General features: G+C 45.3%; 21 protein-coding genes. 13 read left to right on the top strand and 8 right to left on the bottom strand.

Annotation, left to right across the window (positions count from 1 at the left end):
- Positions 1–210: 210 nt before the first annotated feature.
- Positions 211–1,059, bottom strand: a complete 849-nt coding sequence (gene hexR / locus Q9312_RS18440; RefSeq protein ID WP_309202327.1) for a transcriptional regulator HexR — start codon at positions 1,057–1,059, stop codon at positions 211–213.
- Between the two features lie 238 nt (positions 1,060–1,297).
- On the opposite strand from hexR, the gene zwf reads away from it, so the two are divergent.
- Genes zwf through Q9312_RS18465 form a run of 5 tightly spaced genes read left to right on the top strand, consistent with a single transcriptional unit; the run spans position 1,298 to position 6,981 of the window.
- Positions 1,298–2,788 (top strand): glucose-6-phosphate dehydrogenase, encoded by a 1,491-nt coding sequence (gene zwf / locus Q9312_RS18445; RefSeq protein WP_309202328.1) that lies wholly within the window; start codon positions 1,298–1,300, stop codon positions 2,786–2,788.
- 14 nt (positions 2,789–2,802) lie between these two features.
- Positions 2,803–3,513 carry a 6-phosphogluconolactonase gene (pgl, locus tag Q9312_RS18450; protein WP_309202329.1) on the top strand — a complete coding sequence of 237 codons (711 nt, stop codon included), beginning with the start codon at positions 2,803–2,805 and terminating at the stop codon, positions 3,511–3,513.
- A gap of 30 nt (positions 3,514–3,543) precedes the next feature.
- On the top strand, positions 3,544–5,379 hold the full coding sequence (gene edd, locus Q9312_RS18455; RefSeq protein WP_309202330.1) for a phosphogluconate dehydratase: 1,836 nt from the start codon (positions 3,544–3,546) through the stop codon (positions 5,377–5,379).
- Between the two features lie 2 nt (positions 5,380–5,381).
- A complete protein-coding gene (gene glk, locus Q9312_RS18460) occupies positions 5,382–6,335 on the top strand; it encodes a glucokinase (RefSeq protein WP_309204528.1) in 954 nt (317 codons plus the stop codon).
- 7 nt (positions 6,336–6,342) lie between these two features.
- Positions 6,343–6,981, top strand: coding sequence for a bifunctional 4-hydroxy-2-oxoglutarate aldolase/2-dehydro-3-deoxy-phosphogluconate aldolase (locus Q9312_RS18465; RefSeq protein ID WP_309202331.1), 639 nt, complete (start codon positions 6,343–6,345; stop codon positions 6,979–6,981).
- A 48-nt stretch (positions 6,982–7,029) separates the two neighbouring features.
- Here Q9312_RS18465 and Q9312_RS18470 read toward each other — a convergent pair whose 3' ends face one another.
- Positions 7,030–7,605, bottom strand: a complete 576-nt coding sequence (locus Q9312_RS18470) for an opioid growth factor receptor-related protein (RefSeq protein ID WP_309202332.1) — start codon at positions 7,603–7,605, stop codon at positions 7,030–7,032.
- 356 nt (positions 7,606–7,961) lie between these two features.
- Between Q9312_RS18470 and Q9312_RS18475 the strand changes: the two genes are divergently transcribed.
- Positions 7,962–8,624 (top strand): hypothetical protein, encoded by a 663-nt coding sequence (locus Q9312_RS18475; RefSeq protein ID WP_309202333.1) that lies wholly within the window; start codon positions 7,962–7,964, stop codon positions 8,622–8,624.
- A 48-nt stretch (positions 8,625–8,672) separates the two neighbouring features.
- Here Q9312_RS18475 and Q9312_RS18480 read toward each other — a convergent pair whose 3' ends face one another.
- The 3 genes from Q9312_RS18480 to Q9312_RS18490 are packed head-to-tail and all read right to left on the bottom strand — an operon-like array spanning position 8,673 to position 9,852.
- Complete coding sequence (locus tag Q9312_RS18480; protein WP_309202334.1) at positions 8,673–8,936, bottom strand: BolA family protein; 264 nt, start codon at positions 8,934–8,936, stop codon at positions 8,673–8,675.
- Between the two features lie 28 nt (positions 8,937–8,964).
- Positions 8,965–9,267, bottom strand: a complete 303-nt coding sequence (locus Q9312_RS18485) for a YciI family protein (RefSeq protein ID WP_309202335.1) — start codon at positions 9,265–9,267, stop codon at positions 8,965–8,967.
- Between the two features lie 3 nt (positions 9,268–9,270).
- On the bottom strand, positions 9,271–9,852 hold the full coding sequence (locus tag Q9312_RS18490; RefSeq protein ID WP_309202336.1) for an inner membrane-spanning protein YciB: 582 nt from the start codon (positions 9,850–9,852) through the stop codon (positions 9,271–9,273).
- A gap of 144 nt (positions 9,853–9,996) precedes the next feature.
- Between Q9312_RS18490 and Q9312_RS18495 the strand changes: the two genes are divergently transcribed.
- The 6 genes from Q9312_RS18495 to rluB all read left to right on the top strand — a co-directional run bounded on the left by Q9312_RS18495 (position 9,997) and on the right by rluB (position 15,884).
- On the top strand, positions 9,997–10,839 hold the full coding sequence (locus tag Q9312_RS18495; RefSeq protein WP_309202337.1) for a PHP domain-containing protein: 843 nt from the start codon (positions 9,997–9,999) through the stop codon (positions 10,837–10,839).
- A gap of 78 nt (positions 10,840–10,917) precedes the next feature.
- A complete protein-coding gene (locus Q9312_RS18500; RefSeq protein WP_309202339.1) occupies positions 10,918–11,541 on the top strand; it encodes an L-threonylcarbamoyladenylate synthase in 624 nt (207 codons plus the stop codon).
- Between the two features lie 189 nt (positions 11,542–11,730).
- Complete coding sequence (locus Q9312_RS18505; RefSeq protein ID WP_435408763.1) at positions 11,731–12,906, top strand: tryptophan--tRNA ligase; 1,176 nt, start codon at positions 11,731–11,733, stop codon at positions 12,904–12,906.
- 20 nt (positions 12,907–12,926) lie between these two features.
- Positions 12,927–13,829 (top strand): segregation and condensation protein A, encoded by a 903-nt coding sequence (locus tag Q9312_RS18510; protein ID WP_309202341.1) that lies wholly within the window; start codon positions 12,927–12,929, stop codon positions 13,827–13,829.
- Entirely contained in the window at positions 13,826–14,941 is a 1,116-nt protein-coding gene (gene scpB / locus Q9312_RS18515) for an SMC-Scp complex subunit ScpB (RefSeq protein WP_309202342.1), read from the top strand. The genes Q9312_RS18510 and scpB overlap by 4 nt, the downstream gene beginning before the upstream one ends.
- Before the next feature lie 97 nt (positions 14,942–15,038).
- Positions 15,039–15,884 (top strand): 23S rRNA pseudouridine(2605) synthase RluB, encoded by an 846-nt coding sequence (gene rluB, locus Q9312_RS18520; RefSeq protein ID WP_309202343.1) that lies wholly within the window; start codon positions 15,039–15,041, stop codon positions 15,882–15,884.
- 20 nt (positions 15,885–15,904) lie between these two features.
- On the opposite strand, the gene Q9312_RS18525 is transcribed toward rluB, so the two are convergent.
- Positions 15,905–16,732 carry a phage integrase N-terminal SAM-like domain-containing protein gene (locus Q9312_RS18525; protein WP_309202344.1) on the bottom strand — a complete coding sequence of 276 codons (828 nt, stop codon included), beginning with the start codon at positions 16,730–16,732 and terminating at the stop codon, positions 15,905–15,907.
- A 495-nt stretch (positions 16,733–17,227) separates the two neighbouring features.
- Here Q9312_RS18525 and recQ point away from each other — a divergent pair, with 495 nt between their 5' ends.
- Positions 17,228–19,390 carry a DNA helicase RecQ gene (gene recQ, locus Q9312_RS18530; protein ID WP_309202345.1) on the top strand — a complete coding sequence of 721 codons (2,163 nt, stop codon included), beginning with the start codon at positions 17,228–17,230 and terminating at the stop codon, positions 19,388–19,390.
- Here the strand turns inward: recQ and Q9312_RS18535 are convergent.
- Positions 19,373–20,266 carry a type II secretion system F family protein gene (locus tag Q9312_RS18535; protein ID WP_309202346.1) on the bottom strand — a complete coding sequence of 298 codons (894 nt, stop codon included), beginning with the start codon at positions 20,264–20,266 and terminating at the stop codon, positions 19,373–19,375. The two genes, recQ and Q9312_RS18535, sit on opposite strands and share 18 nt — an antisense overlap.
- The gene (locus tag Q9312_RS18540) at positions 20,263–21,009 is read right to left on the bottom strand and encodes a 3-deoxy-D-manno-octulosonic acid kinase (protein WP_309202347.1); all 747 of its coding nucleotides are present in this window, start codon (positions 21,007–21,009) and stop codon (positions 20,263–20,265) included. Before Q9312_RS18540 ends, Q9312_RS18535 begins: the two co-directional genes overlap by 4 nt.
- Positions 21,010–21,044: the final 35 nt, after the last annotated feature.

Here is a 21,044-nt window from a genome sequence, read left to right on the forward strand (position 1 = left end):
ATGTAATAAAACGAGATTTGTTTGAATTTTTATCTTCTTTAGAGAGTGTTGGTTAGTCTGAATTGCGTTAAATGCGCTTCATAAGGGCGCCGATCGGCGGTAATAGTGAGCTTTATTCGGTTAGCAATGTTTCATGCAAATTAGATGACGACTTGAGGTAGAGGGCTAGGCCACTGCTCGCAGCGGCCGAAGATGCAGGCAAATTCGTTGTTATTCTTTCGGAAGTCGAGTTTCTCGCAGTGCTTCTTTGATTCGCTTGAGGTGTTCTTGAAAAACCGGCCCCCGTCTCAACATGACTCCGGTAGCAAGAATGTCGGTAATGGTTAAGTGAATGATTCGCGACGTCATTGGCGTGTAGATATCGGTGTCTTCTTGATCGCCTGGAACTTCAATAACGAGATGACATATATTCGCTAGAGGTGAGTCGGCACTGGTTATGCCAATAACTAGAGCGCCCGATTGTATTGCCATTTGAGCGGCTTCAATGAGTGGAATGGTTCTACCCGTATAAGAGTACAGCACGAGAACATCGCCATTTTGAGCGGCGGCTGCGGCCATACGTTGTTTCAACACATCGTCGTAGGCGATGGTTGGCGTTCCGAGTCGAAAAAAGCGATTTTCGGCATCGAGCGCGACGGCTCCTGAACTGCCAAGCCCATAGAACAAGATTCGCTTGGCTTGGGCTAAAGCATCAACGACCCGACTAACGGCATTAGGATCAACCATTTTTCGCGCTTCACTGATAGACATCATGGTGGCGTCAAACAGTTTGTTGGTGAATTCTTCTGTGCTGTCGTTAAGCGAAACATTCCCAGTAAAATAAGGTGTTCCTGTCGCCAGACTTTGCGCTAGTTGCAACTTAAAATCTGGAAACCCTTTGCAGTCCATCGAGCGACAAAAGCGATTGACCGTAGGCTCACTGACATCGGCTGCTCGAGCCAAGGCCGCTATACTGGATTGGTAGGCTTTTTGCGGATCGGCCAGCACTTCTTGAGCGACTTTTTTCTCCGACTTGCTTAAGGTTTGCAGTGCTTCTTCGATGCGAGATATCAGCTTCATAAATCGTTCTCGTATTCTTTGATGAGACGAACTATACCAAAATTAAGAAAGAATGTTTCATTTATTTGTAGCTAAGTACCAGTTTTACAAAATAAATGTAATAAAATTACAGGAATCACTAATGCAAAGGCTCTCAAAGCGCTATTTTTATAAAAAATGACGATTTTTACGTTGTTATTATACGTTTAGTACGTATAATGGTTATCAACTTCACTACTTAGATGTAATAAAGTTACAAATGACATTCTCAATTCATGAAAAAGCCTGTCGCCTAGTGTTGTTTGGCGGTAATGGCGACTTATCGTATCGAAAGCTCTTGCCTGCATTGTTTAATTTGGAGCGCAAAGAGCTTTTAGCGGCTGACCTTCGTATCATTGGGTGCTCACGGGCACAGCTTTCTGATGAAACGTTTCGTGCAGAAGCGATGGAAGGTTTGTGTGAGAACGCGACGGCCGATCCAAAAGAATTGCCAGAGGTGGCAGAGCGTTTCTTGCAGCGACTGAGTTTTGTGACCTTAGATGCGAATAAAGAGGATGATTACCAACAGTTAAAGCAAGTCATTGGCGACCCGGCAGAAAAAGGGTGTGTCATTTATTATCTGGCTACGCCTCCTGGTTTGTTCGTACCAATCTGCCAACAGTTACAAGCCGCGAAAATGGTGAATCAACAATCTCGTTTGGTGATTGAGAAGCCGATTGGTTACAACTTAAAGTCATCGATTGATATCAATGACAAAGTTGCCAGTATTTTTGAAGAGAATAATATTTATCGTATTGATCATTATATGGGGAAAAGTGCGGTTCAAAACCTCTTAGCTTTGCGTTTTGCAAACTTAATGTTCGAGCCACTTTGGAATCATAACTACATCGATCATGTTCAAATTACGGTGTCTGAGTCGGTCGGTGTAGGTAACCGCAAAAGTTTCTATGATAACGTCGGCGCTCTGCGGGATATGGTGCAAAACCACCTGCTTCAATTAGTTGCATTGATCGCGATGGAACCACCCACACATTTAACACCTGAAGCGTTAAAACACGAGAAAATAAAGGTGTTTCGATCATTACGGGCGATTGAAGGCAAACGCACACGCTACAACACCGTTCGTGGTCAATACAGTGCGGGTGAAGTGGATGGAAAAAAGGTACCTGCCTACAATCACGAAGGCGAAAATCCAGAAGCCAGTAATACTGAGAGCTTTGTGGCAATCAAGGCCGATATTGATAACTGGCGTTGGTCGGGTGTTCCGTTTTATTTGCGAACCGGTAAACGCTTGAAAAGTCGTTACGCCGAGATTGATATTCAATTCAAAAATATTCATCACTCTATTTTCAAATTGCCGACCCAAGCCAATCGATTGATTATCCGATTGCAACCAAAAGACAGTATTAAGCTGGTTATTATGAATCAGGAGCCCAGTCTTTCGGGCGCGTTAAATTTGGTGTCCGATCCATTGAACTTAAGTTTTTATGATCAATATGAACCTGCGGATATTCCGAAGGGGTATGAGCGACTGCTGTATGATTCGATCATTGGCGACTCGACCTTGTTTATGTCGAGATTTGAAGTGGAAGAGGCATGGAAATGGACCGATACCATTCTTGCCGGATGGGATGAGTTCGATGTTCCGGTTGAATTTTATCCTGCAGGCAGCATGGGACCCGATGCCGCAGAGCAATTACTTGCCAAAGACGGCCGAAAATGGTTTAACAATCAGTACGACAATGACTGATAAGGAAAACCATTATGACTCTTGAATTGGCGGGACTGCATTATTTTGATGATCGAGAGAGTGCCAATCGCTCGATGGCTGAGAAGATAGCGTCTGATTTAGCTAGCGCAATTAATGAGCGCGATAAAGCATCTCTTTGGGTCTCCGGCGGATCCACCCCCATGGATATGTATCGTAAACTGTCGGTCGCCAATTTGCCTTGGCGCAAGGTTTTGATCTCGATGGTTGACGAGCGTTATGTTCCTCCAACGGATGAAGCAAGTAACGAGCGACTGATCAAAGAAAATCTATTGATTAATGGTGCCGATGTTGCTGAGTTTGTGCCCTTTTTTCAGGTCACCGAGTCACCTGCGAGCAATCAACAACAATTAGAAGCGACGCTTCGCGAAAAAGTTCATGGTGCATTAGACGTGGTTGTTCTTGGAATGGGAAATGATGGCCACACGGCTTCTCTATTTCCCTGTGCTGAAGAAATTGAACAGGTGGTGTCGGCAGAAAACTCCGACTACACGGCTGTCACTCACCCTCGTGTAGCACCGCACGCACGATTAACCTTGACCTTAAATCGACTACTCGCTTCGCGACACATTTACTTATTACTGTTTGGTGAAGACAAGCTCAATACATTAAAAAAAGCGGAACAAAATGGCGAAGAAATTGATATGCCAATCCGTTACTTTCTTCGCAACCAACAGCCTCGTTTAGAAATTTTTTGGGCGCCTTAAAATGACCGTTCATGCACGACTGGGATAATCATGACCTTGCATAAAACACTGGTAGAGGTAACTGACAGAATTATTGACCGTAGCCAACAAAGCCGCGGCAATTATTTACGACAAATGAGCCATGCTAAATTGAATAAGCCGCATCGCTCGGCCTTGTCTTGCGGTAACTTGGCGCATGGCTTCGCCGCCTGCGGTAAGCAAGACAAGCTTACCTTGAGTGGCATGGAAACCCCCAACATTGGAATCATATCTGCGTACAATGACATGTTGTCGGCGCATCAGCCTTATGTTGATTATCCTGATAAAATAAAAGGAGCTATTGCGGCGACTGGTGCAACCGCGCAGTTTGCGGGTGGTGTTCCGGCCATGTGCGATGGCGTAACGCAAGGTCAAGATGGCATGGAGTTGAGCTTATTTAGTCGTGACCTTATTGCTCAGGCCGCCGCCATTGCCTTGTCTCATAATATGTTTGATGGTGCTTTATTCTTAGGTATATGCGACAAAATTGTACCGGGATTAGTGATGGCTGCACTGCGCTTTGGTCACCTTCCGAGCATTTTTATTCCTGCTGGTCCGATGCCGTCGGGAATTCCTAATGATGAAAAAGCACGAATTCGCAAATTGTATGCTCAAGGAAAGGCGACACGTGAAGAATTACTGCAAGCTGAGTCCGCCTCTTATCACTCTGCGGGAACTTGCACATTTTATGGTACGGCGAATACCAACCAAATGTTAATGGAAATCATGGGGCTGCATATACCTGGCAGTTCCTTTGTGAATCCTACTAACCCATTACGTGACTCGCTTACCGAATATGCTGCAACGCGCGTCACTGAAATAACCGCGCTGGGTAAACACTATCGGCCTTTGTGCGACGTGATTGATGAGCGATCCATTGTAAACGGCATCGTCGGATTATTAGCGACCGGTGGCTCAACCAACCATACTCTGCACATTATTGCGATTGCGAAAGCCGCTGGGATTGTTGTTACTTGGGATGACTTTTCCGATCTATCAGCGGTGGTGCCTTTGTTAGCAAAGGTTTATCCAAATGGTTCTGCTGATGTAAATCACTTTCATGCGGCTGGCGGTATGGCGTTTGTTATTCAAGAGCTGTTAGGTGCTGGGTTGTTGCATGGTGAAGCGAAAACCGTTTACGGCAACCATCTTTTTGACTATTGCGACGAACCTTTCCTGCAAAATGAGCAGCTGGTTTTTCGTAAAGCAAAGCTCACCAGCGGCGACCCTCAAGTGTTACGGGGGGTAACTGAGCCGTTTCGTGAAGAAGGTGGTTTGCAGATTCTTAAAGGCAATCTCGGTCGAAGTGTTATTAAGGTATCGGCCGTTGCTCCAGAGCATCAAGTGGTTGAGGCGCCAGCAAGAGTATTTCATAGCCAGCATCAACTTGCAGAGGCTGTGCAACAGGGTGAAATTACTCAAGATACGGTGGCCGTCGTTCGTTTTCAGGGACCAAAAGCCATCGGAATGCCGGAGCTGCATAAGCTCACGCCATTTTTAGCCAACTTACAAGATCAAGGTCTGCAAGTTGCACTGGTGACCGATGGACGAATGTCTGGTGCATCAGGCAAGGTTCCCGCCGCGATTCATTTGACTCCCGAAGCTTGCGAAGGTGGTTTAATTGCTCGAATAAACGATGGCGATATCATTCGATTAGATGCCACATCGGGGACCCTCGAGTTGAAGGTGAGTGATGCCGAACTAAAGCGACGTGAGCTTGCAACCATGAACTTATCTGAACATACCTGGGGAATGGGTCGGGAGCTGTTTGCGAATATGCGCCACACGGTTAGCGGCGCTGAGCAAGGGGCCTGTCTATTCCAATTTAACGCCGAGGATCAAGCGTGAGTATGCACTTAGTTGCTGACATTGGCGGCACCAATGCGCGCTTTGCCTTGGTCGAGGCGGGTAGCAGTGTGCTCAGTCATATCCATACGTTGCAATGTGAAAGCTTTGGCTCTCCCTTGCAAGCTATTCACCATTACCTGTCTCAAGTTTCCACCCAAGTCAGCGCGGCGTGTTTGGCATTAGCGTGTCCGGTTTCTGCGGATGAAATTAAGCTGACCAATAATCACTGGCAGTTTTCGCGCCAAGCTTTGCAGCAAGGCCTAGGGATCAATCAGCTGGTGGCGATAAATGATTTTACTGCAGCAGCGATGGCCACGACCGTGGTTGCCGATAGAGACTTACGATTTCTTTCCAAGGGTCTATCGTTTGATACTCAACGGCAACGCGCGATTATTGGTCCAGGTACTGGCTTAGGGGTCGCTGGCATGCTTCCTCACCAGGGACGAACCCTGGTTTTAAGCACTGAAGGTGGACACCGCAGTTTTGCGCCAGAAAACGAAGTCGAAGATTATATTTTGCAGTATCTGCGCGCGGAGTTAGGCGTCGTATCTTGCGAGGAGCTACTGTCGGGTCGGGGATTGGTTAATATTTATCGCGCTTTGTGTAGTTTCGAGAATCAGCCACTCTTGCACGCAGATGCAGAGTCCATAGGCAACGCAGCGCAATCAGGTGATGCGATGGCCGACCGTGCTCTCGAACAATTCTTCGAAATTCTTGGCAGTGTTGCGGGCGATTACGCGTTAAGTCTAGGAGCCACCGGCGGTGTCTATATTGGTGGAGGTATTCCTCCTCGCTTTAGCGACCGTATCGCCAATAGTAATTTTCGAAGTCGTTTTGAAAATAAGCTCAATTTTGAACATTACCTTCGCGATATCGCAACGGCCATTGTCGTGCACCCGCAACCTGGGCTCTTAGGAGCGGCGGCATATTTGTCTCAACTTCAACTAAATCAATAGGTTTCGCGTGAATCAATCTATTTCTAGGCATCAAAAAATCCGTCACATCATGCAACAGGCGCCGGTAGTACCTGTTTTAGTGATTCATGATTTGAGTGTTGCAGTGCCTCTTGCAAAAGCCTTGGTGGCTGGCGGATTAACCGTTTTAGAGATTACTTTGCGTAGCGACTGTGCGCTAAAGGCCATCGAGCAAATTCAACGAAATGTACCCGATGCGATTGTTGGTGCAGGCACCATCACCAATGACAAGCAGTTAAAGCAGTTGGATGAGTTAAACGTTCCTTTTGCAGTCAGTCCTGGTCTGACTCCAAGTCTTTTAGCGGGCGCAGAGCATCACTCGGTTGCTCTGCTGCCTGGCGTCGCCAATGCGTCTCAAATCATGTTAGGCATGGAGTATGGGTATCAAAACTTTAAGTTTTTCCCGGCGGCTGTGTCGGGCGGTATACCCGCATTAAAGGCCTTTTCTGGTCCTTTCCCGGCGTTGCAGTTTTGTCCGACAGGCGGCATTTCTGCCGCGAACTTCAAAGACTACTTGGCGCTGGACAATGTCTCCTGTGTCGGCGGGACATGGGTAGCTCCGAGCGACTTAATTGCCGCTCAACGTTGGGACGACATCAGTGAGTTAGCGGCTGCGACTCAGTCATAATTGGTAGAACCAGTGCGACTGAGCAGCAGGGTTTGTTACTTAGATGCCTTAATGTGACCCATCTGGCAGTTCAAAATCATCGAGCGTCAGTTCTTCGGGTTCTTCATTACTGATCGCGTCGATCCAGTGGGGTACGGCCGAGACCTGCGATAAACTCATTCCTTGCTGATCAATGGCATTCAGTAAAAACTGACAAGTATTCGCTGCAATCCCATGTTGTCCGCATAGGGTTAGGCAACGAAGCATGCGTGTGATACGCAGTTGGTTATGATTGTGATCGCAACACCACTTCGATACCTGGTGGGTGAAATGTGCCGATGGCTTAATTTGTAAATCATCATCTCGACAAAATCCCCAAAATGCCGCCATGGTGTCGAACGATCGCAATAAGTTTTGTTGTACTTCTTCAGATGCCATCGCTTGTAAAACCATCTCATTGGTTAATAACGGTGCGTCGGGATTAATGGGAGACGGCTCCGGCAATGGGAATAGCCATTGGATAAAGTCATGCTGGCGTTCGAGCTCGTCGAACGTCATTGTCCAAATATCAATCAATGAACGAGCACGGTGATCGTCGGCTTGATGTTGGTAAAAGGCAATCCAATGGTGAGGTTGTTGGTCCATCGAGTGTCCAATCGGCAGTTATATTCTAACCTTCACTGTAAAGGTTTGCTGCGGCGACTTCGACATTAAGGTAATCAACGTGATGAAATTCCCGATAAGGCGCAGTTGCTCTTTGAAGGGGCTCTTGCAGGCAATCTGTCGGACAGTCTAGTGGGTAATCTACTAGGAAATCTATCAGGTAATCTAGCAGACAAAAAAATAGAGATAGGATCAGGCGAACGTTAAAAGTTAGTGGCCTTTGATTAACTCTATCGGTAGTTATGAACGCCGATCTTGGTTATTTTTCTGCAATAATAGATAATTGACTGGGTTGCAATAGGCTCTTAAAGCGTTGAACGCAGGTAATCTTAACTGACATGTTAATTGAACTTTCGCAAATGTCATCAGGCTGGTTTTGGTTTTCTAATCTCATGGCCGTGGCAGCTCTGCTCTTAGTTATATTGACCGCGCAATGGTCGTTGGTGATTTCGGTATCGACTCGTCATCATTTATTATTTGGTTCAGTGTTCATTCTAACCGGGTTTTGGCTGATGGAGTTCTCTGTGATTCAAGGCCTTTTTATTCACCCCATCATCATGACCAGTGCCACCTTGATGTTAGGTTTTCGTTTTGGCTCCATTGCTGGTTGTGTATCCGCCGTAATTTATTTATGGTTCGCGCAGCACCCGATAGAAAATTGGGGCTTTTACACGCTAACTAATGTATTTATACCTGCGGCTTTCGTCACTGGGTTAACGCGTTGGTTAAGAAGAATGAATCCAAACAATTTGTTTTTCTATACGTTGGGGGTTGGGTTTCTCGGTGGTGCGCTAACCGTTCCTCTTGTTGCCGCAACGGGATTTTTATTGGTTTATTTTTTTGATTTTACTTGGCACTCTGGTGTTACGTTACAACCAGAGTGGATATTATTGGCTATGTTTCCAGAAGCGTTTATTAACGGTGTCATTGTGTCGAGTATAACGGTGTTTTTTCCAGAGTGGATGAAGACCTTCGACGAAGAGTATTTTTTATCGCGCTAGTGTCAGCTGTCTCATTTTGTCAAAACAGCTAACACGTTTTTGCTAGGTTTAGTCGACAACTTTGATCGCTAGCGCATGAATATCGGTGGTCATCATGTCGCCGAGCGCTTGATAGATCATTTGGTGGCACAGTAGGCTACGTTTGCCCGCAAATTGCGCGCTCGCAATCGTAACGGTGAAGTGACCTTTTCCACTTTTAGCTCCGGCATGACCAGCATGTAGGTGACTGTCATCGGAAATTTCTAAGTGTGTTGGTGAAAGCTCTGCGGTTAGCCGCTGTTTCATCTGTTCAATGCGCGTTGAGTTATCCATAATTTAAATCTGATCTCGAGAGTTGACGTTAATTTGGAAATACTTTTTTAAAGGGTTTTACGGTAACGTTTTGATAAACGCCCGCCGCTTGGTAAGGGTCAGCATCTGCCCATTGTTGAGCCGAGGCTAAGTCGCTAAACTCGGCGACAATTAAACTGCCACTGAAACCTGCGCTACCCGGATCTTCAGCGTCGCAATTTGGGTGCGGGCCAGCGAGCAACAGTCGGCCTTGGTTGTTGAGTTGTTCTAAACGTTCTAGGTGAGCGGGACGAGCCGCCATGCGACGCTCTAAACTGTCGCTTTTATCTTCGGCAATAATGGCATACCACATAAACTAATTTTCCTCGTTGGCGCTAGATTCTTCGAGCATTTTTCGATGGTGTTCAGGCATATTTTTAAAAATTACAACAAAGGTTCCAATCATTGTTACTAACTGAACGGCCATGGTGCCCCAGACTTTAAAGTTTACCCAAGTATCGAGATCGAAATGATAGGCGATCCAGATATTCAGTCCGCCCATGGCTAATAGAAGTAAACCCCAAAATGCATTGATATAACCCCAAAGTTTCTGTGTTAATCCAAGCTCTTGTTTGAATAAGCTCTCGAAGAGTTGTTTTAATAGCATGGTGCCTCTCAGCCAATATATCCAGATTACGGCACTGAGTATCCAGTAGACGACAGAGACTTTCCATTTGATAAATGCATCGTCGCGAAACGCGATGGTCATTCCGCCCATGATCAAAGAAATAACAAATGTCATAACATGGAGCTTTTCAAATCGCTTCTTTATAATGCGGTGACCTAACGTTTGCAACAAGCTGGCGCCAATCAACACGGCGGTCGCGACATAAACATCGAACAGCTTGTAAGTAAGAAAGAAGGCGAGAACAGGGAAGAAATCGAGAAGTACTTTCATAGTTTTGTTGAGCTTTGAGTGCCTAGTCGTATACAAAGCGCCTATAATACTTGGCTCTGATGGAATTGGCCAATAGACAATTATTGTATTGCGAGCCCGCTTAAACCGTGGAGCGAGCCGAAAACTGAGGTAACTCAAAGATTTATGTTAGTTGCACGTCCTCAAACCATTGATTTGCATGCTCATACTCGTTACTCAGACGGCAGTTTGTCGGTTATGGAGTTATTGCACCATGCCCGTGAACACGGTGTTGAAACCATCGCGATTACTGATCATGACTCCTTGGGAGCGCATTATGAGCTTGCTAGCCAAAGTGAAGACTTACCCTGCCACGTTATCACCGGGTTAGAAATTTCTACGCAATATTTAAATCGAGAGATTCATATCGTCGGTCTAAACCTAAACATTCACGAACCAGGTATAGTGCAATTTGTCGCTCAGCAGCAAGCCTATCGCCAGCAGCGGCTGTTAGAGTTTGCCAATCGACTCGAACAACTGGGAATGGAAGGGGTTGTTGGCGAAGTTGAAGCTCTGAGCGCAGAGTCGGTTACGCGAACCCATTTGGCTCAGATCATGGTCAGGCGAGGGTGGGCGAAAGATGCTAACCGAGCCTTCAAGCAATACATTGGCCGTAAATCAAAGGCCTATGTAAAAGCAAAGTGGCCGACAATTGAGCAAGCCGTATCAGCCATTCGTGGCGCGGGCGGAAAAGCTGTGTTGGCACATCCTGGGCGATATCAATTATCGCGCAAGCAGCTTGCTTTAATGCTTGAAGATTTTGCGGCGGCCGGTGGTCAAGCGGTTGAGCTTGCCTACCCTAATATGGATCCACAATTAGCTCGTTGGATGACAGAAAAGGCGTTAAACTTAGCGCTGCAAGGATCACAAGGTGCCGACTTTCATAACCCTGAATGGCGTTGGGTAAAGCCAGGTTTTTTCGCGGACCTTCCGAAATCGATAGTGCCAGTGTGGCAAGACTTTTTATAAACTCACGGTCGTGGAGTGGCTCTTAATCGCACAGAGAGCCTTATTTGACTCAAAAAGAATGATGAATACGGACGCAATATGGCTCAATATTTAGAAATACACCCTGAGAATCCACAGCCAAGGCTAATCACTCAAGCGGTGGCGCTGGTTCAAAAAGGCGGTTTAATGGTCTATCCGACGGATTCTGGATACGCATTAGGGTGCCATCTTGGCGATAAAAGTGCCTTGGATCGCATTCGACGAGTGCGCCAGCTCGATAAACAGCACAATTTTACCTTGGTTTGTCGAGACTTGTCGGAACTCGCGACTTATGCAAGGGTCGATAATGCGACCTTTCGGGTACTTAAAAACCTTACGCCTGGCCCGTTTACTTTTATTCTTCGAGCAACGGGAGAAGTCCCAAAGCGGTTAATGCACCCAAAACGGAAAACCATTGGTATTCGTGTTCCGAACAACCCAATTGCATTAGCGCTGCTCGACGCCTTGGGTGAACCGATTATGTCGACCAGTTTGATTTTTCCTGAAGAAGAAGTTCAAGTATCTGATCCTTATGAGATTAATGAACGTTACGGCAGTCAACTCGATTTGGTTATTAATGGTGGTTACTGTGGCGATCAGGCGACGACGGTCGTTGATTTAACGGAAGGAACGCCGGTTATTTTACGGGAAGGTGCTGGTGATCCAACACTTTTGCAAATTTAGCCAATCAATTCAAACACTTACTGAAATAAATAGAAGGTAAGTATTCGTACGAATTTTGAGCAATTAAATCGCTTACTCAAATAAACGACAGTCTGTATAATGCTCGGTTCGATTAAACTTAGACAAGTTTTGTAAAGGGGATATATTTTGAGTTCGGTTGCGATACAGCATCAGCGCATTCTGTCAGGAATGCGGCCGTCAGGGAAACTGCATTTGGGCCATTATCATGGTGTGCTTAAAAATTGGGTACAACTACAACATGAATACGAGTGCTTTTTTTGTGCGGTAGATTGGCATGCGTTGACCACTCATTATGATGATCCTTCGATCATTGAGCCGAGTATTTGGGATATGGTGATCGATTGGCTTGCGGCCGGGGTTAATCCAGGGAATTCGACCATTTTTATTCAATCGAAAGTGCCTGAACATGCCGAGCTTCATTTATTGTTGTCGATGATTACTCCGCTGGGTTGGTTAGAGCGACAGCCGACTTACAAAGAGCAGCAAGAGAAATTAAAAGAAAAAGATCTCTCGACCTACGGTTTTTTAGGATACCCATTACTGCAAGCGGCTGATATTTTAATCTATAAATCAGGTCAAGTTCCGGTGGGAGCGGATCAGGTTCCACACATCGAGCTTGCCCGCGAAATTGCGCGTCGCTTTAATCATCTGTATGGCAAAGAGCCTGGTTTCGAAGAAAAGGCCGAAGTAGCGATCAAGAAGTTGGGTAAAAAGAACGGCAAGTTGTATTCGTCATTACGAAAACGCTATCAAGAAGAAGGTGACGATGAGGCATTGGCGACGGCGCGTGCGTTGTTAGAAGGACACGCATCGATCAGCTTAGGTGACAAAGAGCGACTCTACGGATATCTAGAGGGTGGCGGAAAAGTTATTTTGCCAGAACCTCAAGCAATGTTGACGCCAGTGTCGAAAATGCCAGGTCTGGATGGACAAAAAATGTCGAAATCTTACGGTAACACGATTACCTTGAGAGAAGAGCCTGAATCGGTTGAGAAGAAAATTCGTACCATGCCGACCGACCCTGCTCGAGTTCGTCGCAACGATCCTGGTAACCCAGATAACTGCCCAGTGTGGGAGTTCCACAAGATATATTCCAATGAAGAAGTTCAGAGCTGGGCCAGAGAAGGTTGTACAACCGCCGGAATCGGGTGCATAGAATGCAAACAACCAGTGATTGATTGTGTTATCAAGGAACAAAAAGTGTTTCGCGACAACGCGCAAGAATACGTCGAAAATCCTGAACTGGTTCGCAACATTGTTAATGAAGGCAGTGAGCACGCGCGCGATGTTGCTCGAGAAACTATGGATGACGTTCGTCAAGCCATGGGCCTTAGTTATCGTTAATCGTTGGTGATTACCTAAGTATGAGCAGTGAAGTGAATTCAGAAACCCTTGAGCCGAAACAAACCGTTGAGCCTGTCGCGAGCAACGCTCAGGCTAACGCTGCTAGTCAGCAGCCGGTTCAGGAAGAAATGGCGTTTGCACTTATTAACGGTGAGCCCGTTAAAGAAATGCCGAAAGATCTTTACATTCCACCGGATGCGCTTGAAGTTTTCTTAGAAGCGTTTGAAGGGCCTTTGGATTTGCTGCTGTATTTAATTCGGCGTCAAAACCTAGACATCTCGAATATTCCGATTGCTCACATAACAGAGCAATATATGGAATATGTCGAGCTCATGAAGAGCATGAACCTAGAATTAGCGGCCGAATACTTGGTTATGGCCGCCGTTTTATGTGAAATAAAAAGTCGCGTCTTGTTGCCTCGACCGAAAACGGAAGAAGAGGATGAAATTGATCCTCGAGCAGATTTAATTCGACGATTACAAGAGTACGAGCGATTCAAAAAAGCCGCCGAAGATATTGATGAAATGCCACGCATGGCAAGAGAAATTTTTCCTGCGGATGTTGCGACACCCGAACTTAATTTGGTGCGACCACAGCCTGAAGTTGATCTCAAAGAGATCTTGCATGCTTTTAAAGATGTTCTTAAACGGGCGGATATGTTTACGCACCATCATATTGAGAGGGAAACGCTTTCAGTCCGTGAAAAAATGACCAATGTTTTAGCCGTGTTGTCGGCAGATTCGTTCACTGATTTTGTAACACTGTTTACGGTTGAAGAAGGTCGCATGGGCGTGGTGGTCACTTTCTTATCGGTCATGGAATTGTCGAAAGAAAAACTTATAGAATTAGTTCAAACAGAACCCTATGGCCCGATACATGTGCGCGCTCGGGCTCAAATTGAAACAGATGAGCTTTTATCATGAGTAGTATGACAACAGAAAAATTACAAAATCTACTTGAAGCGGCATTAATGGTTTACGGTAAACCCATGTCGGTCGATAAAATGATGTCCTTGTTTGAAGAAGACAAACGGCCGTCTACTGCAGAAGTGCGAGAAGCGCTTAGCGCGATCAACGATGCGTGTGAAACTCGTGGCGTTGAACTAAAAGAAGTTGCTAGTGGTTTTCGTTTTCAAGCGAAACAAGATTACGCAGAATGGATTGCTCGGCTTTGGGAAGAAAAGGCTCCACGGTACTCGCGAGCTCTTTTAGAAACCTTAGCGCTTATCGCCTACCGGCAACCCATTACTCGTTCAGAAATTGAAGACGTTCGTGGCGTTAGTGTTAGTTCCCACATAGTAAAAACTTTGTTGGAGAGAGAGTGGATTCGTGTTGTCGGATACCGAGATGTTCCAGGTCGTCCTGCGTTATACGCAACCACGCGCGAGTTTCTAGATTATTTCAATTTAAAAAGTCTTGAAGAGTTGCCAACCTTGGCGGAAATTCGAGACCTAGACAAAATCAATGCCGAGTTAGATCTTGAAGATAAACAGTCGCTGGGCGACAGTGATAACGTTTCTACTACTGAAGGCGAAAATGAAGAAAGCCACTTAGAGAATGATCGTGCGGAGTCGCTAGCAAGTGATCTCGAGGGCTCAGGCGAACAAAGTGAAGACGTCGTGTCATCTGAAGACGGTCATGTTGACGACGGTTATGCTGACGACGATTCACCTAATGAAGACTCTCATGAAGGCCAATCTCATGAAGAGCATATTCATGAAGATCATTCTCACGCGGATGAAGCCGTAGAAGCGTCGTCATTTGATGAGAAGGTAAGTGAACAAGGCTCGAAAGACATCAGTGAGTCGAGTCTTGAGTCTGATTCAGAGAGTGAACTAGACTGGCAGCGTGCTGTGGCTGATGAGCAAATCACCGATGAAGAGATCATCGAGGCTGCTCAACTGGCCAAGACGTCTGATGAAGCCGAAGAAGTCTTCAATGATGCTTTTGAGCCGGCTGAAGATGAGCCGCTCGAAGATGAGTCGCTCGAAGATGAGTTATCCGCGACGAAAACCCAAGATGGGGACGAGCGGTAAAGTTTTACATTAAAACGGTCTACACTAATACGAACCTTATTTATAAGTCATTCGTTGGTTAAGTCAAAACCCGTAATTTCAGTACAAGTAGGTTACTTTGGAAGCAACAGAAAAAGTTCAGAAGCTCTTGGCCAGAGCAGGATTAGGATCCCGTCGAGAGATGGAGTCAATCATTAGCGAAGGTCGGGTCTCGGTCAATGGCGCGATTATTGATCTCGGTGCTCGCGCAACTGAGAAAGACAAAGTTCGCGTCGACGGAAAAATTATTTCAATACCTAAGCAAGATGCGATGGTTCGGCGAGTTGTTGCCTACAACAAGCCAGAAGGCGAGGTGTGTACTCGGAAAGATCCGGAAGGGCGCAAAACGGTATTTGACGTATTGCCTAACCCAGGTAAAGGTCGTTGGATAGCCATTGGCCGATTAGATCTGAACACCGCCGGTTTATTGTTGTTTACTAATGACGGCGAGTTAGCCAATCGTTTGATGCATCCAAGCTATGAGTTAGAGCGTGAATACGCCGTTCGAGTTAATGGCGAAGTGACCGAGGATACGTTAAAGAGTTTACGCTCGGGAGTGGCGCTAGAAGATGGGATGGCTCATTTTGATAAGATTCGACACTCTGGCGGAGAAGGTTTCAATCAGTGGTATCACGTGACTTTAAAAGAAGGTCGCAATCGTGAAGTTCGGCGTTTATGGGAAGCGGTTGGCTGTCAGGTTTCACGGCTTATTCGTGTGCGTTACGGAATGGTAACCTTAGAGAGAGGCTTACGCCGCGGGGCATGGCTTGAGTTAGAACCGAAAGCGGTGGCTGAAATAGAAAAAAACGTTGGGTTATCTCCATCGGCACGCTCCTTCAAACGTACGACAGATTCCACCAAACAACGTAAAAAGCAATTTAAATACAAAAGTAAAAAGCCGAGCACTCGTCGTACTCGACGTTAAAGCTGAAATGCTTAGCAAGCTTATAAAGAAGCTTGCTGCTTGAATCCAATCTGGAATGGAGCGACTTGCTCAGTATTACGCGTTCGAGCTTGCGAAAAGGCTTGCTCAACGACGTTGGCATCGAGACTTTCACGCACACGCTTTTGTGTGTGAAGGTTGAACTGCAGGGTTCCTGGAAATAGAAAGTACCAACGAGCATTATCCGTTAATTGCCCACGACGCAGGGTGCTTGGATTTCTAAAAAACACCTCTCCCTGACGCAAGTCTTGCTGATGCGTATGCATGGCCTTTCTTAGCTGTAAGGTCAGAGATTGCATTAAATCACTAGCAATGTCTATTTCACTGAAGTCGCCGAAAGCGTCACGAATTTTGAGCACGTGTCGTTGCACATCGACATCTTCAACCCGTAAGTTTAATACTTCGTCAAGCTTCAACCCGCAGTGAAAGCTCAGTTTAGCGACCGTTCGAAATGGCTCCTGCAGTAAATTGGTCCACTCTGGAGCCTGATGCTCTGTCGCCGTCGTGAGTGGGTTGACTTGCGCTTGTAGATCAACTTCTTCTCCGAAGTTCATGGTTGACCAAAGCGAGCGCTGTAGCACCTGGTTATAAAAGAAGTTGATGGCCAGATAAGCTTGTTTTTGACGAGAAGGCATTAAGCCTTTGTCATCACAAAGGTATCGAAGGAATTCTTTGACGCAATTAGCGGTTAGCTGTGACGTTGGAACATGTTTGTTATGGTTAAGAAACAACTTGATCCAGTTTAAGTATTCCTGAGCATCAGAGCGTTTAAATCGATGAAGCTTGAATGCTTCAACTACTTTTGCGAATACCTGCTGCTTGTCTTCCATGTTTATTATCTCCTTTTCGATGTAATCATTATTCTGTAGTGTGACAAGCTTCACAATAAGAGATTTAGAGCAGTGCATGTGAGACATTGTCCATACCCAGTGCAAATTCAACTCGATTTAATGATGGCAATTAACCTCGTTAGGAAATAATAAGCGCCTACTCGGCAAATACCGTAAAAGTTCATTTTGAAATGTTGTAGATGTAATAAAACAACAAAATAAATCATAAAATGAAAAAAAAGTGCTTGATTTCGTATTTTAAAATGTAATATAACTACATTGCTGTCGCTTCATGGAGCTTTGGTAGTCAAAATCTGTGAAGAGACTGGTCTTGTACTTTGTGTTTTTGACCCTCTTTGTCCTTCCTGACAATAGCGTGAAAGGGTGTGTTAATGGGTAGCTTTTGAAGCTGCCCATTTTTTTTGCATGCGCCTCTTGCACGAGATTCCTTGTGCTTTAAACTGACGGCCTTTACTGCAAGTTGTACCAATGATTATGTCCGCTAATTCGCCTAACGCTCTCGATGTACTGAAAAAGACCTTTGGCTATGAGAAGTTTCGCGATCCTCAACAAGAAATAGTAGACGCTGTGGTAGCCGGTGATGATGCGCTGGTGATTATGCCAACGGGCGGCGGAAAGTCATTGTGTTATCAAATCCCGGCGCTGATTCGTCCGGGTATGGCGATTGTTATTTCGCCTCTGATTGCTTTGATGGAAGACCAGGTTGCGGCTTTACAGGAGAATGGTGTTAGGGCCGAGTTCTTAAACTCTTCGCTGACATTAGAGCAACAGCGAACCCTGGCACGTTTAATTCGACAATCAAAGGTCGATCTTCTTTATGTGTCGCCAGAGCGTTTCCTTTCGGAACGATTTGTTGAGTTCTTGCACTCCTTTCAAATTAGTTTGTTTGCGATAGATGAAGCTCATTGTGTCTCGCAATGGGGGCATGATTTTCGGCCTGAATATTGTCAATTGAACCAAGTGTTTGAGCGATTTCCTACGGTGCCTAAAATTGCGTTAACAGCGACTGCCGATGAGCATACCCGAGAAGAAATGATTCAACGTTTGGGGTTACATCAAGCGCGGCATTTTAGTTGTGGATTTGACCGGCCGAATATTCAATATCGAGTGAACAGTGATTTGTCGCAAGCGAAACAAGCATTGTTAGCCTTTATTTTAGAAGAGCACCCAAATGATTCAGGCATCGTCTATTGCTTATCGAGGAAAAAAGTCGAATCAGTGGCCAACTGGCTGCAAGAACAAGGAATAGAGGCATTACCTTATCATGCTGGAATGAGCGCTCAGTTTCGTGCTCATACACAAACTCGCTTTATGCGCGAAGAAAACATAGTGATTGTCGCAACCATCGCTTTTGGCATGGGGATTGATAAGCCGGATGTTAGGTTTGTTGCCCATCTGAATTTGCCAAAAAGTATCGAAGCTTACTACCAAGAGACCGGAAGGGCAGGCAGAGATGGATTGGCCGCGACTGCATGGATGAGCTATGGCCTCAACGATGTCATTACTTTAAAACAAATGTTAGAGGGCTCTGACGCTCCAGAAGCGGTAAAGCGGATTGAGCGACATAAATTAGATGCTGTGATGAGTTTTGCTGAGTCCGTTGAGTGTCGTCGCAAAAGTTTATTGCGCTATTTTGGTGATGAATTAGCGCAAGATTGTGGGAATTGTGACAATTGTCTCTCACCGGGAGCTACTTGGAATGCCACTGAAGAAGCGCAAAAGGCTTTGTCGGCCGTGTATCGTACTGGGCAACGTTTTGGCGTTGCCTATATTGTCGATGTGCTAATGGGCAAGAAAACCGAACGAATAGAACAGGCCGGTCATCATCAACTATCGGTGTTTGCGATTGGGAAAGCGCAATCGGTTCAGCAATGGCGAGGAGTGATTCGGCAATTGATTGCTCGCCGTTTACTTGCGGTTGACCTTGAGGGCTACGGTGGATTGAGATTAACCGATGCCTGTCGGGGTATTTTAACCGGAGCGGAAGCCCTTTATTTACGTAAAGAACAAAAGAGTAAAACAATAAAAACTCGACAGAATACTGTCATTGCTGAAAAAGATCATGGTTTATGGGAGGCATTACGAGAAACTCGAATGGCTCTGGCGCGAGAGCATCAGTTAGCACCTTATATGATTTTCAATGATCAAACGTTAATGGCAATGATGAGTCGCCGACCAAAAAGTCTTAAGCAAATGTCATTTATTCCTGGAGTGGGAGAAACGAAACTTGAGCGATACGGTGAAATTTTCTTAGCCGTTATCGCTAAGTTTGAGCGTTCAGATGTTGATATTAAGCAACAGGTGCTCGAACAAATGCGTCAAGGAAAAGACATTGCTTCAATTATGGCGTCTCAACAGTTGAGTGAAAATGCGGTTTATGCACACATTGCAGATGCGATAGGAAGGAGTGAGTTGAGTCTTTCTGATGTGTTTGAAATTGATGATGATGAATTAAAAAAATTCACGAGTTATTTCTCAGTCAAGAAGGACCCGAGTATCGAATTACTCCCGTCGTGCAAATGGTTGAACCAAAATACAGTTATGGGCAAGTGCGCTGTATTCGCGCCCATTTTATGTTGGGGTAATGGGTGTGTTGGGGTAGTGGACAAGCTCGAGTGGCTACAAGAACACGAGTAAAATAGAGCTTAAAATTGCGCAGGCGTAAATGAGGCGTGGAAAGTTATCTGCGAAAGTGTCTTGGTAGTTTCTAAGTTCATCTTCACCTAGTTTTAACTGACCATCAAGTGTTGCGGTCAATGTACCACTCGCTTCAGCCGTTACATATAAGTTAATAAAGGCTGTTGGAATGGGAAGGTCAACACTTTGCAAGCTTGCTGACGCAGCGACGCCTTTCCCGCAATCGTTTGCTACTTTGGTTAAAGCGGTTCGATAGCGTTTGCTACGGAATTGCTGTGCTAACTTTCTAAAACTTGATTGCGCGTCGATACCTGATTCTTGTAACCATGCAAATCCATTAAACAAGGTTTGCTGGAACATTAACTGGTACCATCGTGATTCATGAAAAAAGCTTAGGCGCTCGAGTAATTCGTAAGCGCTCAATTTAAACAATGAAAGCAGCCATCTTATGGCAAAAATGACGACTAAAATTTGAACCAAAGCGATAGTAAAAAAATAAGATGCGTTAGCGCCATTGTTCGCTAGTAAGCGAAGTAAAAAGCTGACGGCTATTGCTACCAAAAAGATTGCCATAGGCATCCAGAGTTTGCTTTTAATCCTTTGAATATTGGCTTCTCGACGTTCTTTGGCTTTTCCTAGCTTTCTTAATGCAAGAGGTAACCTTCCAGCCATTTCGCCGGTTTTTAAAACCTCCAGTTCAAAAGCGTTGATGATTTTGCTTTTGTACATAGCATGACTAAGAGGGAGACCTTTCTCAACCATTTGAGCTGATTTCACCCAATCACTGGTCGGTAGTTTTAGTACTTTTAACGCTGAGCTGACAGAATGTCCTGCATCGAGTAAGGTGGCGAGCTCAGTAAAAAAGGTGAAACTCACGTTAGACTTCCTTTTTGATAGCCGGCGAGCAACGCTTTCCAGTCGTTTGAATGATAGTGAAAGCTATCGTTTAAATTCTTTTCTTTGGTTAATGAGCGCTTGAGTCGTTCAAGGTTTTCTAGTTTCCAGGTGGCTTGATCATCACGGATACCGCATTTATCAAAATCAATAAGCCAGACTTTATTATGTTGATCGAGCATAATGTTGTGAATATTAAGATCGGAGTGAAAGACATTATGATGATGTAACCTGAATATTGTTGCACCTATGTCATACCAAGTTTCTTTGGGTAAAGCTCGCTGCCTCAAAATTTGGAAACAGTCATCTGCGTTAGGAATCTTTTCAATTAGAATATCTGCACGGTAAAATAATCCACTTCGAATAACTCTTGCTGCGACTGGCGTTGGAACGGGTAAATTCCACTCTCGCATTTTCTCGAGTAAACTTAGCTCTTGGTATGCTCGGGTCGTTTCAATACCATGATACAGAAAGGCATCTCTGTTGAACTTTCCATACAAACCGCCTCGATAATAGTGCCGTAACACCCACGAGTTGTTTGACTTTGTTATTGGATTAGGGTCAATAAAATAGGTAATGTTACGACCATGCGACTGGCCGATGATCGCTTGGTTGTCTTGCCAAAAACTAGCGTCAAACCAAGCAGAAATTATTCGAGCTAAGTCATCATTGGACTCGGCGGTCATAAGAACCATTCGCGAAGATTTTTCGACAATGTTTGGCAAAACTTATTCTCTTTATAATTCTGATATCGTCCAAA

The organism is Pleionea litopenaei (genome assembly GCF_031198435.1).
GTDB classification, from domain to species: domain Bacteria; phylum Pseudomonadota; class Gammaproteobacteria; order Enterobacterales; family Kangiellaceae; genus Pleionea; species Pleionea litopenaei.